The following is a 14049-nucleotide window of genomic DNA, read 5'->3' on the forward strand; positions in this document are numbered from 1 at the left end:
GAAGACGAGGGAGGCCTTTCATGGCTGATCGCAACACTCTTCGCACCTCCGCCGGTGCCCCCTGGCCGAATAACCAGGATTCGCTGACCGCGGGCGAACGCGGCCCGCTGCTCTTGCAGGATTATCAGCTGATCGAGAAGCTCGCGCATCAAAACCGCGAGCGCATTCCAGAGCGAACGGTTCACGCCAAGGGCTGGGGTGCTCATGGCAAGCTGGTGATCACCGAAGACATCTCAAAATACACCAAGGCCAAGTGCTTGCAGAAGGGTGTCGAGACGCCGATGCTGGCGCGCTTTTCGACGGTCGCCGGCGAACAGGGCGCGGCCGATCACGAGCGGGACGTGCGCGGTTTCGCGCTGAAGTTCTACACCGAGGACGGCAACTGGGACATGGTCGGCAACAACACGCCGGTCTTCTTCGTCCGCGATCCGTACAAGTTCCCGGACTTCATCCATACTCAGAAGCGTCATCCCAAGACCAACATGCGCTCGCCGACCGCCATGTTCGACTTCTGGTCGCTGTCGCCCGAGGCGCTGCATCAGGTGACGATCCTGATGTCCGACCGCGGCCTGCCGCAGTCACCGATGCACATGAACGGCTATGGTTCCCATACCTACTCGCTGTGGACCGATGCCGGCGAGCGATATTGGGTCAAGTTCCACTACAAGACCCAGCAGGGCCACGACTTCTTCACCAATGATGAAGCCGAACAGATCATCGGCAAGACCCGCGAGGGCTACCAGGAGCGGCTGTTCAACGCGATCGAGGACGGGCAGTATCCGCGTTGGAAGTTCCAGATCCAGGTGATGGCCGAGACTGACGCCGAGACCTGCGACTTCAATCCGTTCGATCTCACCAAGGTCTGGCCGCATGACCAGTTCCCGATGATCGACGTTGGCTATTTCGAGCTGAACCGGAACCCGGACAACTACTTCGCCGAGATCGAGAACGCCGCCTTCTCGCCGTCGAACATCGTGCCGGGCATCTCGTTCTCGCCGGACAGAATGCTGCAGGCTCGCGTCTTTTCCTACGCCGACGCCCATCGCTACCGGCTCGGCACCCACTACGAGACGATCCCGGTGAACCGCCCGGTCATGGAGGTCCATAACTACCACAAGGACGGCACGATGAACGTGTTCGGCGGCGTGCGCACCGGCAACGAGAACGCCTATTACGAGCCGAATTCCTATGGCGATCAGGGCGCGGCCCTCGAAGACCGCTCAGCTCAAGAGCCGCCGCTGAAGATCTCCGGCGATGCCGCCCGCTATGATCACACCCGGTATGACGACTACGCCCAGGTTCGCGCGCTCGTCACCAAGGTGATGAATGAGGAGCAGCGCCAGCGCCTCTACAAGAATATGGGTGGCGCCATGGCCGGCATCCCCTCCGAGATCGCCGAGCGTTGGTTTGGCCATCTCAAGCAGGTCGACCCGGCTTACGAGGCGGGCGTGCGGGCGGCATGGAATGACGCGAACGCCTCGGCCGAGTATCAGGCCAACTCCCACCCGGTGACCGGCAACACGCCGCAGCAGACCGAAGGCAACGCCGCCGGTGACCGCCCGCAGGCGGCCGAATGACCGTCGGAACGCTCGGTCGAGCGGCCGACCAAGCGTTGGGCGTTTTCGCGAGATGAAATGACAAAGGGCCGGAGCGTCACGCTCCGGCCCTTTGTGCGTGTGCTCTTTGCGGCACCGTTACAGTATCGACGCGACAATCGGAATCGATTTTCGGGCCGATGCTGTAGAACGCCCTGCGACCGATCGGACAGGCCCTCCCAGGGCTGCATGGCTGCGATGCGAGCGCCCCGATTGCTGCGGCGCACAAGACGTCTTACGTCAGCACCGCAAGCAGGAGAGATGCCATGAAATTCACCACGAAACTCCGCTCGATCCTTGGTGGCGAGAGCCGCGAGTCCCGCGAACGCAACTATCTCGAACAATCGGTCTCTTTGATCGATCTTGAGCGGCGGCAGCGCGAGATCGATCGCGGCTTGTTCTCCGCAATGGGTCGATTCCCGTTCTGATCGATCCGGGTCGGCCCTCGGAAATTACTTCGTTCCATACATCCGGTCGCCGGCATCACCGAGGCCGGGAACGATGTAGCCCTTTTCGTTCAATTGGTTATCGATCGCGGCGGTGAACACCGGGACGTCCGGATGACTTGAACAGAAGCGTTCGAGGCCCTCCGGCGCCGCGAGCAGGCACAAGAAGCGAATGTTGCGCGCACCGCGCTCCTTCAGCTTGTCGATTGCGGCGATGGCCGAGTTGGCCGTCGCCAGCATTGGATCGACGACGATGATGAGGCGGTCGGCGAGGTTTTCCGGCGCCTTGAAATAATATTCCACCGGCTGCAGCGTGTCGTGATCGCGATACAGGCCGATATGGGCGACGCGCGCTGCCGGAACCAGATCGAGCATACCTTCCAAGAGGCCGTTGCCGGCGCGCAGGATCGAGGCGAAGACCAGCTTCTTCCCCTCGAGCGTCGGCGAGTCGATCGTCGCGAGCGGGGTCTCGATCTGCTTTGTCGTCAAGTCGAGATTGCGCGTGACCTCGTAGCACAACAGCGTCGAAATCTCGCGGAGCAGGCGGCGGAAGCTCGCCGTCGAGGTTTCCTTGTCGCGCATGATCGTCAGCTTGTGCTGCACCAGCGGGTGGTCGATGACGGTAACGCCGTCCATGAGGTCTCGCTTTTTTTGTCGTTCGCGTTGCGTTTGCGGGCGACCGCCGCCGCCCCAGGCTCACGCCTTGACGTCGGGTCTACAGCATCGATCCCCAAACCAAAATCGCTTTTCAAAGGCGGCGCAAGACAAAACGGCGCGGTGGCGCCCGCCGCCTTGGGCATATCCGTGAGCAATCCGCTACGGCCTCGTTGCCGGCGCGCCACCCGCGATCGCCGCGACTTGCAGGCGGTCCAGCAGTTGGCGGCGCACATCCTCTTCGATGAAAGCCGCTTCCAGCGCCGTGCGCGTGAAGGCGAGGCGGTGCGCGGCGTCGAGCCCGATCTTGGCGGCAAGCGCGAATTCGCGGCGAAGATCGGTCTGAAAGAAGGGTGGGTCGTCCGAACCGAGGGTGACCCGGACGCCGGCTTCGAACAGTCGTTTCAACGGGTGTTCGGCGAGGCTGGGAAAGACGCCGAGTGCCAGATTCGAGCCAGGGCAGATTTCAAGGACAATGCCCGCATCAACGATCTGCCGGACGAGATCTTGATCCTCGATCGCGCGAACGCCGTGGCCGATGCGCGAAGGTTTCAGCGCCGCGATGGCGCTGCGCACGCTTTCGGCTCCGCATAATTCGCCGGCATGGGCGGTAAGCCCGAGCCCGGCGTCGCGGGCAATGTCGAAGGCGCGGATAAAGTCGCGCGGGTCTCCCTGCCGCTCGTCGCCGGCCAATCCGAATCCGGTGATAAGGGGGACAGTCGCTTCGGCGGCAAACCGGGCGGCCGCTTCGACGGCTTCAGCACCGAGATGGCGGACACCGACGACGATCATGCGGGCTTCGATGCCGGTCTCTGCGCGCGCCCGGGCGATGCCGTCCGCAATCCCCGCGGCATAGCGTTCGGGCGCGATGCCGCTTGCGGTCGCATGATCGGGGGAGATGAAGAGTTCCGCATAAAGCGCGCCGTCGGCGGCGATGCCGGTGAGATAGGCATGGGCGAGATCGGCATAATCAGCTTCGGTTCGAAATACCGTCGATGCAAGATCATAGGCGGTGATGAAGCTGGAAAAATCGTGCCAGACATACGCGCCGTTGCGCAAGATCGCCGAGACGTCGACCCCGTATCGGCTGGCGAGCTCTTGAACGAGCGCGGGCGGAGCGGCGCCCTCGATATGGCAATGCAGCTCGGCGAGGGGAAAGCGTGGCGGCGTTTCCGAGTTTGATGAAACCCTCAAAGGAAGCTTCTGCCGTGTTCGCCGGGGGAAAGACCGAGATGGGCGGCGACACTCTCTCCGATATCGGCAAAACTCTCGCGCCGGCCGATCGGTTTCGGCTCGACATCGGGGCCGAAGGCGAGCACCGGAACGACCTCGCGGGTATGGTCGGTGCCGGCAAAGGTCGGATCGCAGCCATGGTCGGCGGTGGCGATCGCGAGGTCACCGCGGCGCATTCGCTGCTCCAGTTCCGGCAGGCGGGCATCGAAGGCTTCCAGGGCGGCGGCGTAGCCGACGACGTTTCGACGATGGCCATAGATCATGTCGAAGTCGATAAAATTGGCGAAGATCAAATCGCCGTCCTTGGCGCCGTCGAGAGCTTCGAGCATGCGATCGAACAGCGCCATATTCCCATCGCCCTTCAGCGATTGCGAGATGCCGCGATGGGCGAAGATGTCGGCGATCTTGCCGATGGCATGGACGCTGCGGCCGCTTGCTACGGCGCGTTCAAGCAAGGTCGGCTGGGGGGGAGGAACGGAATAGTCGCGCCGATTGGCCGTCCGAGTGAAGCTTTCGGCACTTTCGCCAATGAAGGGTCGAGCGATCACCCGGCCGATATTCAGCGGATCGAGATGGCGGCGGGCGATGGCGCAAAGGGCGAACAGCCGATCGAGGCCGAAACGCTCTTCATGCGCGGCGATCTGTAGAACGCTGTCGGACGAGGTGTAGAAGATCGGCTTGCCGGTCGCGATACTGGCTTCGCCGAGTTCGCGGATGATCTCGGTGCCCGAGGCATGCTTGTCACCGAGGATTCCAGGAAGGTCGGCTTCGTCGACGATCTGCCGGATCAACTCGGCCGGGAAAGCGGGAATCGTTTGGGGAAAATAGCCCCAGTCGAAGAGCACCGGCACGCCGGCGATCTCCCAGTGGCCGGACGGCGTGTCCTTGCCATGGGAGATTTCCATCGCTGAGCCCCAGATGGCCTGCGGGCGCAGCACCGACCCGCCGCGCCCCGCGGCGGCAAACAGGCCGAGCCGTTCGAGATTGGGAAGGGCAAGCGGACCCCGGCGCAATCCCGGCTTGTCGGCTTCGCCCGCTTGGCAGGCCGCCGCGATGTGGCCGAAGGTATCGGCCCCCTCGTCGCCGAATGCCGCGGCATCCGGCGCGGCGCCGATCCCGAAGGAATCGAGGACCATGATGATCGCCCGCGCCATGTCGCTCCTTTCGTCCGCGTCGACGCAAGAGAGCGCACCGACATCCTTGCGGTCAATATGTGGGAATGCGCCTGTCGATCGACAGACCGCGAGCGCCGGTCAGCAGCCGCTGCAGGTCACGTGGTCGGAGAGGCGCGGAGTGATATAGCTGGTCTCGCCCATGACGATCGGGCCGACTAGGCCAAAACCGCTGAAGGTCTCGTAGGAGTAATAGGCTTCCGCGACGATGAAATAGGTTGACGTTCGGCCGGCGAAGGCGCTGGGCAGGGTGTAGACGTCGCCGGCATGAAGCTCGGTGGTTCCGACCAAGGTGTTGCGCGAGCGCGTCCAGTCCACCGTCGCCTTGCCGTTCGCGTCGATCTTCACCTGCGTGACACGCAGGAAGATCTTCGATGCGTCATAGGGCTGCATCAAGGAGGCGGTGACGTTGAGCAGGCCGTTCAGTTCGGATGGGGTGACCGCCGTGACCTGACCGACAAGGTCGCCGATGGTGCTGGCCGCATTGTGGATCTTGCGATTGATCGACAGTGCGATGGTGGTATCGGAGCCCGCCATATAGAGAAGCGCGATGAAGGGGACGACCAGGGCGAATTCGACCGCGGCGGCACCGCGACGATCGCGGGCAAGGCAAAGCAGGCGCGCGGCGGCGCTTTCAACGGCGAAAAGGACCGTTTCGCAGAGCCGTGCCATCAATAGGGCTCCGTGATGAAGGCAGCGCTGCCGACGATGATGAAGCTGTGATCCTTGGTGTCGGTGATCAGATCGCGCAGGAAATCGATGTCGATTGGCCATTTGTAATAGGCCTTGAGCGCGGTGATTTTTCCGCCGGACGGCGTCGAATAGGAAAAGCCGCTGGAATCGATGTCGCCATCCTTCATCGGCACACTCGTCGGCACGTCTCCGAACGACGTATAGGTCTTCAGATCGATCTGAAGCTTCGAGCAGTCGAACAGGAAATTGACCTCGTCGCAAAGCTTTTGCTTGAATGCCGCTTCGTTCATCTCCGCCTCGGTGATCTGGCCGGTGCGGACCTCGCGGCCGATTTTCGCGACGGCGCGATCCATCACCAGCTCTGCCATGAAGGTCGTCGCGGTCTCGAGCAGGATGAGCATCAGAACGAAGAAGGGAAAGGCAAGAATGGCGAATTCGATCGTCGTTACGCCATGTCTGTCGCGCAGAAAGGGCAGGATGCCCCGGCGCTTCGGCCTGGAAGAGGCGGCGCTCGTCGGTCCAGCGTCTGCGTGCATCGGCAGCCCTTGTACGGCATCGAGATCAAAGCCGGAGAGTATCACAGCTGGGCCTTAGAAAACCGTTACGTTTGACATCCAAAATGGGCGTGTTCGACAGATCGCAACAGTTGCGTGGCGAACCGCCGCGCGATCCATGCGATGCTTCTGCGACGGCGATGTGACAGACATTCGCCGCGCCTGTCGCCTGCCGGCCCCGGGGGCCTCAGTTTTTGGCGGCTTGTTCGGCGATGTTTTGGCGCTGGGTCTGCTGCTGGATCGCCACGCCGAAGTTTTCCATATCGTCGCCCACAGTGGCCGTCGGCACGCACTCGGGCGTGCAGGCATAGGTCGCGCGGCTCGCCTGGCGGTAAACCCGCACCGTATCCTTTTCGAAGGTACCGACCGAGACCCTCTCGTCGACGATTGGATTGCCCTTTTGATCGAGAATGACGATGTTGGTGATGCCGCTTGCCTTGCCGGTCATCACAAGGCGGTTGCTGGACAGAACCTGCACGTCGACAATCGACGGATTGCCGACGATGACCGTGTTGGCCGGCCGATCGAGTTGGATCACCTTGGCCTGATCCATGTCGACCATGATCATCCGCTCATCGGCCTTTGCTGCGCCCAGGCCGACCGAAATCAGGATCGCGGCGCAGAAAAAGGAAGAGATCAGACGGCAGGGCAACATTGCGCGAATCCGGATCCGTGGAGAATGGCGTTCGAGTTGTTCGCCAATGTCACCCATTAGGTTGAATGAAGGGTTAACCAGAATCCGGCATCATCCTGTGAAGCCGCAGCATTGATCGCAATTGCAGATTTTGCATGCATTTGATGCTTGGATTTTGATCGAAGTACCTTAGAAGTTGGTGAGGGGGATCTATGTTTCTGCGCCTTTTTTGATCAGATTTTCATTATCTTACGCTTAGGAGCGTGTAAATTAAATAAAAATCAACCAAGCTTCTTAATTGCATTGCAATATGACGGCGCTAAATTGGGTAGACCCGAGCGATGGTACAGTCGACGGGAGCGCTATCTGGAATCCAAGGAGTCCTCATGTCCAAGCTTATCGCTCGATTCGCCAAGAACGAGTCCGGTGCCACCGCCATCGAGTACGGCCTGATCGCCGGCATTATGGCAGTCGCTTTGATCGCTGCTTTTGCGGTTCTTTCGCCGCAGCTGCTGAAGACGTTCACTGACATCGCGAACAAGATGAAGGTTACGAGCTAACGTCTTAGTGGCCGCATCTTCGGGTGCGGCGCTCCAGCATCGGCCCGACAATCGGAATCGATTTTCGGCAACGCACGATGCGTTGATCCAAAGGCTTAGAGCGACCTTTCTGCGTCCGACAGGACGCAGGGCGCTCGAATGTCTGCTTACGTTGCGGGTGACGGTCTTGCGACCGCCGCCCGCGTCGTGTTGATAATTTAGGCAGAATTGCGCCAGTCGACAGAATTGCCCAAGCCGGATTGCGGCAGAATGTTAGGACTTTTGATCCATCTTTGTCGGGACGGTCTTTGGGGCCAACCACGACGGCCATGATCGGGAGGCTTTCATGATGGTGACCACCGCGCTGCTCCTGACGGTTTTTCCTTTCGCCATGATTTTCAGTGCGATGACCGATCTTCTGGAAATGAAGATCGAGAATTGGGCGATGGTTGTTCTTGCCTTGGCTTTCCTGCCGGCAGCTTTTCTGGTCGGCCTGTCCTGGCAGGTTTTGGGGTTGCATATTCTTGTCGGCTTCATGTGTCTTTCGGCAACATTCGGGATGTTTGCTGCCGGCTGGATGGGCGGCGGCGACGCAAAGTTGATTGCCGCAACCGCCCTCTGGTTCGGCCCTAGCATGATGGTCGTCGAATATCTGTTGATGGGCGCGCTGTTTGGCGGTGTGCTGACCCTGCTCATCCTGACGCTGCGCGGCAAACTGCTTCCCGCTACGGGGTTTGCCTTCGTCGATCGATTGATGGAGCAAAAGACCGGCATTCCTTACGGTGTGGCGCTCGGCGTCGCTGGTTTGTACGTCTACTCCCACAGCTTCTGGATGACGGCTGCGGTCGGTTGACTTGCTTGACGCCGCGGATGGGGGATTGCTGTAATGGCAATTATCGGCGGCTCATCAGGCGGATGGCCTCGCCGACGATCCCGCGGCGGAACAACAGCACGCAGAGAACGAAAATGACGCCGATGATCACCGTCACCGGGACATTGGACGTCGCAAAATAGTTCTGCATCGTCACCACCAGAGCCGCGCCGACCGAGGGACCGAAGATCGTGCCCATTCCGCCGAGCAGCGTCATCAGCACCACTTCGCCGGACATCTGCCAGGCCACGTCGGTGAGAGTGGCGATCTGCAGGACGATCGCCTTCATCGCGCCGGCAAGCCCTGCGATCGTCGCGGACATCACGAAGGCCGCGAGCTTGTAGCGCTCGACCCGGTAGCCGAGCGAGATCGCCCGGTTCTCGTTTTCGCGAATCGCCTGCAGCACGTGGCCGAAGGGCGAGTGGACGATCCGCCAGACGGCGAAGAAGCCAAGGAGGAAGATCGCCAGCACGAAATAATAGATGTTGAGCGGCTGGTTGAGGTCGATCAGCCCGAGAAGATGGCCGCGTGGCACGTTCTGGATGCCGTCTTCGCCGTGGGTGAAGGGTGCCTGCAGGAAAATGAAAAAGACCATTTGTGACAGGGCAAGGGTAACCATGGCGAAATAGATGCCCTGGCGGCGAATCGCGAGAAGGCCGATCAACAGCCCCATCACGCCGGCTCCGGCCGCGGCCAGAAGGATCGCCGAAAGCGGCTCGAAGCCCCAGACCTTGACGGCATGGGCGGCGAAATAGGCCGCGCCGCCGAAGAACGCCGCATGGCCGAAGGACAACAGCCCGACATAGCCGAGCAGCAGGTTGAAGGCGGTGGCAAACAGCGCGAAGCACAGCACCGTCATGATGAAAACGGGATAGACGAAGAACGGTGCGGCACACAGTCCGGCGACGGCGATAAGCGCGATGACGACACCGATGGCGGACCGGCTGCGCTGACGGGCGTGGGGATGGGCCGTCGCCGGCCGCTCGCCGCTCGCCGTCACGCCGGATCCTGAGAGACTTGTCATCGTCAAACCTCCTTGCCGAACAGGCCGGCCGGGCGAAGCATCAGCACCACGGCCATGATGACGAAGACGACGATATTCGAGGCTTCGGGATAGAAGACTTTGGTGAGGCCCTCGAGAATACCGAGCACATAGCCGGTGATGATGGCCCCGCCGATCGAGCCCATGCCGCCGATGACGACGACGGCAAAGACGATGATGATCAGATTCGAGCCCATCAGCGGCGAGACCTGGTAAACCGGCGCGGCGAGTACGCCGGCGAGGCCGGCAAGCCCCGCGCCGAGAGCGTAGGTGAGGGTGAGGAGCAGTGGCACGTTGACGCCGAAGGCCTGGACGAGCTGCGGATTTTCGGTCGCCGCCCGCAGATAGGCGCCAAGCCGGGTTTTCTCGATCAGCAGCCAGACGGCGAGGCAGATGACGATCGAGGCGACAACGACAAAGCCGCGATAGTTCGGCAGGAACATGAAGCCGAGATTGGTGCCGCCGGCAAGAATCTGCGGGCCCGAATAGGGCTGTCCGGCCGCGCCGAAATACCAGCGGAAGCTGCCTTCGAGAATCAGCGCCAGACCGAAGGTGAAGAGCAGGCCGTAGAGATGGTCGAGATCGTAAAGCCGCGACAGCATGGTGCGCTCGATGAGAGCCGAGATCGCGGCGACGATCAGCGGCGCGATCACCAGCGCCGGCCAGAAGCCGATGCCGGTATAGGCCAGCAGCAGATAGGCGGCGAAGGCGCCGAGCATGTACTGCGCGCCATGGGCGAAGTTGATGACGCGCAAGAGCCCGAAGATCACCGCCAAACCGAGCGAGAGAAGCGCGTAGAACGAGCCGTTGATGAATCCGATCAGCAACTGGCCGAGGAGTGCGGGGAGCGGAATGCCGAAGATCATCGTCATCGTGCCGGCTCCTCAAACGCCCACGACGTCGTGGAGGCGGTCCATCTTGGCATGGAGTTCGCTGGTCGGGAAGCTTTCCAGGATGTGCCCGTCCTCCATCAGATAGAAGCGATCGGCGACCTTGCGGGCGAAGCGGAAATTCTGTTCGACGAGCAACAGCGTCATGCCCTTCTTCTTCAGCTCGATCAGCACGTCGCCGATCCGCTGGATAATCACCGGCGCCAGGCCCTCGGTCGGCTCGTCGAGCAGGATGATCTTGACGCCGGTCCTGAGGATTCGCGCGATCGCCAGCATCTGCTGTTCGCCGCCCGACAATTTCGTGCCCGGCGAATTGCGCCGCTCGGCGAGATTGGGAAACAGCGAGTAGATCTCCTCGACGCTCATGCCGCCCGCGGCGACGCGCGGCGGCAGCATCAGGTTTTCCGCGACCGACAGCGAGGCGAAGATGCCGCGCTCTTCCGGCACGTAGCCGATGCCGGCATGGGCGGTGCGATGCACCGGCACTTTCGACATGTCCTTGCCGGCGATGCGGATCTCCCCTTCGCGCCGCGGCAGAAGGTTCATGATCGCACGCAAGGTCGAGGTCTTGCCGGCGCCGTTACGGCCGATCAGGGTGATCGTCTCACCCTCCATCAGGTCGAGCGAGACACCGTGCAGCACATGGCTTTCGCCGTACCAGCCATTGAGATCGCGCAGTTTGAGAAGCGGCTCGGCGCCGGTCGTCCTACTCATCCTCGCTCCCCATATAGGCTTCGCGTACCCGGGCATCGCTGCTGACGCTGGCATAGTCGCCTTCGGCGAGGATTTCGCCGCGCGCGAGCACCGTCACCTGGTCGCAAAGATCGGCGACGACGTTGAGATTGTGTTCGACCATCACCACGGTGCGGCCCTTGGCAATGCGCCGGATGAGGTCGGAGATGCGGCCGATGTCCTCGACGCCCATGCCCGCCATCGGTTCGTCGAACAGGAGAACCGGCGGGTCGAGCGCCAAGGTCGTCGCGATCTCGAGGGCGCGCTTGCGGCCATAGGGCAGCTCCGCGGCGTCGTGACCGGCAAAGGCGGTGAGGCCGACCGCCTCGATCAGTTGATGGGCCTCGTCGTTCAGCCGGTCGAGCATGCGGTTGGAGCGCCAGAACTGGGTGCCGAGATGGGCCTTGCGCTGCAGTGCCACCCGCACATTGTCGAGGACGGTCAGATGCGGAAAGACGGCGGAGATCTGGAATGAACGCACCAGGCCCATGCGGGCGACGTCGGCGGGTCTGACGCCGGTGATGTCGCGGCCTTGGAAGACGATGGTTCCCGCCGTCGGCGTCAGGAACTTGGTCAACAGATTGAAGACGGTGGTCTTGCCGGCGCCGTTCGGCCCGATCAAGGCGTGGATCGTGCCCTCGTGAATGTCGAGATCGACCTTGTTCACGGCTTTGAAGCCGAAGAACTCTTTGGTCAGTCCCTTGGCGGATAAGATGGCGTCGGCAGCCGCGTTCATAGACTGGTGTGCCTTCTTGGGTTCGGCGGCAGATTAGACTGCCGCCGGGCGAGCGGGGATCGGAAAGCTTTCTGCCTGACCATGCCGGCGCCGCCAGGACGGGGCGCCGGCTCGGTGTCCGGGCATCACTTGCCGAACGCGGACACGTCGCAGCCGGAGTCCTTCACGGACAGGAAGGCGTCCTTGCCGGGCACGGTGGCGACTTCGTTGTAATAGTCCCACTTGCCCTTCATCTCGTCCGGCTTCTTCACCTGGAAGAGATACATGTCGTAGACCATGCGGCCGTTGGCCTGCACATGGCCATTCTTGGCGAAGAGATCGTGCACCGGCATCTCGTGCAGCTGCTTGGCGACCGCCTTGGTCTCGTCGGTCCCGGCGGCCTTCACCGCCTTCAGATATTGCAGCACCGCCGAATACGTCCCGGCCTGGATCATGTTCGGCATGCGGCCGGTCCGCTCCATGAAGCGCTTGCCGAATTCGCGGTTCTTGTCGTTCTGGTCCCAGTACCAGCCTTCGGTCAGGTTCAGGCCCTGGGCCGCTTCGGCGCCCAGGCCATGCACTTCGGCGAGGGTGAAGAGCAGGGCGGCGAGCTTCTGTCCGCCCTGGACGATGCCGAATTCGGAGGCCTGCTTGATGGCGTTGGCCGTATCGAGGCCAGCATTGGCGAGGCCGATGACCTTGGCGCCGGACGACTGGGCCTGCAGCAGGAACGAGGAAAAGTCGGTGGTCGCCAGCGGGTGGCGAACCTCGCCAAGCACCTTGCCGCCATTGGCCTTGACGAAGTCCGCCGTCTGCTGTTCGAGCGAATAGCCAAAGGCGTAGTCGGCGGTCAGGAAGAACCAGCTGTCGCCGCCCGCCTTGACCAGCGCACCGCCGGTGCCGACCGCGAGCGCATGGGTGTCATAGGCCCAGTGGAAGCCGTAGGGACTGCACTGCTTGCCGGTCAACTCCGTCGTCGCCGCGCCGGTGACGATGTCGATTTTGCCCTTTTCCTTCGATAGACCCTGCACCGCCAGCGCGACGGACGAGGTCGTCAGCTCCATGATCGCATCGACCTGTTTGGTGTCGTACCACTCGCGGGCTATGTTGACGGCGATGTCGGGCTTGTTCTGATGGTCGGCGTCGATGATCTCGATCGGCTTGTCGAGCACCTTGCCGCCGAAATCCTCGACGGCCATCTTGGCGGCTTCGACCGACCACTTGCCGCCGAAGTCGGCATAGACGCCGGACTGGTCGTTCAGGATGCCGATCTTGACGACGCCATCTGACACCTCTTGGGCAACTGCCGCTGCCGGGGCCATCACGCCGGCAACGAGGATCGCCGCAAGCACGGTCTTATCGATGCGCATGGATATTCCTCCCAATTGTAAAGCCGAAGAACCGTTTGCTCCCAAGTTCTCCAGATTACCTTGAATGAAGGCCAGCGCCCCCGGGTCTGTCAACAGTACCAGTGGCGTTCGGTCCGGATAATCGGGAGTTTTCCAACTTTAGTCTGAGGAGGCGTCGGTGTGCTGCCGAATGATCTTTGCCGGCAGCGCGTTCGTCTGGCGCGATCGGGCAGCTTTTCTGGCAATTCGAGCATCGGCCCGAAGATCGGAATCGATTTTCGGCAAAGCACGATGCTCGAATCAATGAGTGAGAGCGCCCTGCGCATGGTCGGGCGCAGGGCGCTCTAAGATGCGACGACGTGGGTGTCGCTGCCGGTCTTTGCGGCGCTTTGAGACTTGACCCGTCGCGGATTGCTCTGCAGTCCGTTGGCTTTTGTGATCCATCGGTCGTCGCCGGCGAGCCAGCGCGACAGCCGCGCGACGACAATGTGCCGATTGAGATCGTAGCGGGGGTCGCCGCTGCGGCGAAACCGGATCTGGCGCCGCAACTCGCCGGCCACCCGGTGGCTCGCGTGGCGGCGCTCGTCAGGATCGAGGCGGCTCGGATCGTCGGCCTTTGCCGCCGCCACGAGGCTCGGCCCGGCTGCGCCGAAGCGCCGCAGCGCGGCTTGCAGCTCCAGGCGCTCGGTCAGGATGCGGTCGGCGCGACGGCGCTCTTCCATTTCGCGGCGGATCTTCGCCGTGAACGCGGCCAGGAGCGGCGGGAGATCGATTTGGTTCGACATGACGAATTCCGTTTCGCAAACACCTGCGAACCATTCGCCGACCCATGCCGGGTGGGGATAACTTCCTTGCCGAGGCGGGGTCGTCAGTCGCAAAAATCGAGTGGATGGAGACGATTCATTCGATCATCCCCTTGCAATCGAGGCC

General features: G+C 62.0%; 16 protein-coding genes. 4 read left to right on the forward strand and 12 right to left on the reverse strand.

The genetic code is table 11. The features are described from left to right. The first annotated feature begins 20 nt into the window (after positions 1-20). Both J1C48_RS07355 and J1C48_RS07360 read left to right on the forward strand, forming a co-directional pair. Positions 21-1577 (forward strand): catalase, encoded by a 1557-nt coding sequence (locus J1C48_RS07355; RefSeq protein ID WP_207257184.1) that lies wholly within the window; start codon positions 21-23, stop codon positions 1575-1577. Positions 1578-1861: 284 nt separating this feature from the next. Beyond that, positions 1862-2023, forward strand: coding sequence for a DUF3563 family protein (locus tag J1C48_RS07360; protein WP_207257185.1), 162 nt, complete (start codon positions 1862-1864; stop codon positions 2021-2023). A gap of 24 nt (positions 2024-2047) precedes the next feature. Here J1C48_RS07360 and upp read toward each other — a convergent pair whose 3' ends face one another. The 6 genes from upp to J1C48_RS07390 form a co-directional block, all read right to left on the reverse strand. Continuing rightward, positions 2048-2677 carry a uracil phosphoribosyltransferase gene (gene upp, locus J1C48_RS07365; protein WP_207257186.1) on the reverse strand — a complete coding sequence of 210 codons (630 nt, stop codon included), beginning with the start codon at positions 2675-2677 and terminating at the stop codon, positions 2048-2050. Positions 2678-2857: 180 nt separating this feature from the next. Next, a complete protein-coding gene (locus tag J1C48_RS07370) occupies positions 2858-3889 on the reverse strand; it encodes an adenosine deaminase (RefSeq protein WP_207257187.1) in 1032 nt (343 codons plus the stop codon). Continuing rightward, positions 3886-5082 carry a phosphopentomutase gene (locus tag J1C48_RS07375; RefSeq protein ID WP_207257188.1) on the reverse strand — a complete coding sequence of 399 codons (1197 nt, stop codon included), beginning with the start codon at positions 5080-5082 and terminating at the stop codon, positions 3886-3888. The genes J1C48_RS07370 and J1C48_RS07375 overlap by 4 nt, the downstream gene beginning before the upstream one ends. Positions 5083-5181: 99 nt before the next feature. Continuing rightward, complete coding sequence (locus J1C48_RS07380; RefSeq protein WP_207257189.1) at positions 5182-5772, reverse strand: TadE/TadG family type IV pilus assembly protein; 591 nt, start codon at positions 5770-5772, stop codon at positions 5182-5184. Continuing rightward, complete coding sequence (locus J1C48_RS07385; RefSeq protein ID WP_207257190.1) at positions 5772-6329, reverse strand: TadE/TadG family type IV pilus assembly protein; 558 nt, start codon at positions 6327-6329, stop codon at positions 5772-5774. The genes J1C48_RS07380 and J1C48_RS07385 overlap by 1 nt, the downstream gene beginning before the upstream one ends. A 205-nt stretch (positions 6330-6534) precedes the next feature. Further along, positions 6535-6915, reverse strand: coding sequence for a pilus assembly protein N-terminal domain-containing protein (locus tag J1C48_RS07390; protein WP_231081715.1), 381 nt, complete (start codon positions 6913-6915; stop codon positions 6535-6537). Positions 6916-7367: 452 nt separating this feature from the next. Here J1C48_RS07390 and J1C48_RS07395 point away from each other — a divergent pair, with 452 nt between their 5' ends. Together J1C48_RS07395 and J1C48_RS07400 are read left to right on the forward strand one after the other, a co-directional pair. Then, the gene (locus J1C48_RS07395) at positions 7368-7541 is read left to right on the forward strand and encodes a Flp family type IVb pilin (protein WP_207257192.1); all 174 of its coding nucleotides are present in this window, start codon (positions 7368-7370) and stop codon (positions 7539-7541) included. A 325-nt stretch (positions 7542-7866) separates the two neighbouring features. After that, the gene (locus J1C48_RS07400; protein WP_231081716.1) at positions 7867-8373 is read left to right on the forward strand and encodes an A24 family peptidase; all 507 of its coding nucleotides are present in this window, start codon (positions 7867-7869) and stop codon (positions 8371-8373) included. Between the two features lie 40 nt (positions 8374-8413). Here the strand turns inward: J1C48_RS07400 and J1C48_RS07405 are convergent, their stop codons facing one another. The 6 genes from J1C48_RS07405 to J1C48_RS07430 all read right to left on the reverse strand — a co-directional run bounded on the left by J1C48_RS07405 (position 8414) and on the right by J1C48_RS07430 (position 13904). Beyond that, positions 8414-9415 (reverse strand): branched-chain amino acid ABC transporter permease, encoded by a 1002-nt coding sequence (locus tag J1C48_RS07405; RefSeq protein ID WP_207257193.1) that lies wholly within the window; start codon positions 9413-9415, stop codon positions 8414-8416. 2 nt (positions 9416-9417) lie between these two features. Next, positions 9418-10305, reverse strand: a complete 888-nt coding sequence (locus J1C48_RS07410) for a branched-chain amino acid ABC transporter permease (RefSeq protein ID WP_207257194.1) — start codon at positions 10303-10305, stop codon at positions 9418-9420. A 12-nt stretch (positions 10306-10317) separates the two neighbouring features. Continuing rightward, positions 10318-11037: an ABC transporter ATP-binding protein gene (locus J1C48_RS07415; protein ID WP_207257195.1), complete on the reverse strand. Its 720-nt coding sequence runs from the start codon at positions 11035-11037 to the stop codon at positions 10318-10320. Further along, positions 11030-11791 carry an ABC transporter ATP-binding protein gene (locus J1C48_RS07420; protein WP_207257196.1) on the reverse strand — a complete coding sequence of 254 codons (762 nt, stop codon included), beginning with the start codon at positions 11789-11791 and terminating at the stop codon, positions 11030-11032. The genes J1C48_RS07415 and J1C48_RS07420 overlap by 8 nt, the downstream gene beginning before the upstream one ends. 125 nt (positions 11792-11916) lie before the next feature. After that, positions 11917-13140 (reverse strand): ABC transporter substrate-binding protein, encoded by a 1224-nt coding sequence (locus J1C48_RS07425; protein ID WP_210345345.1) that lies wholly within the window; start codon positions 13138-13140, stop codon positions 11917-11919. A 323-nt stretch (positions 13141-13463) separates the two neighbouring features. Then, positions 13464-13904: a hypothetical protein gene (locus J1C48_RS07430; RefSeq protein WP_207257197.1), complete on the reverse strand. Its 441-nt coding sequence runs from the start codon at positions 13902-13904 to the stop codon at positions 13464-13466. Between the last annotated feature and the right edge of the window lie 145 nt (positions 13905-14049).

Source organism: Jiella flava (assembly GCF_017349315.1).
In the GTDB taxonomy this organism is placed as follows: Bacteria; Pseudomonadota; Alphaproteobacteria; order Rhizobiales; family Rhizobiaceae; genus Jiella; species Jiella flava.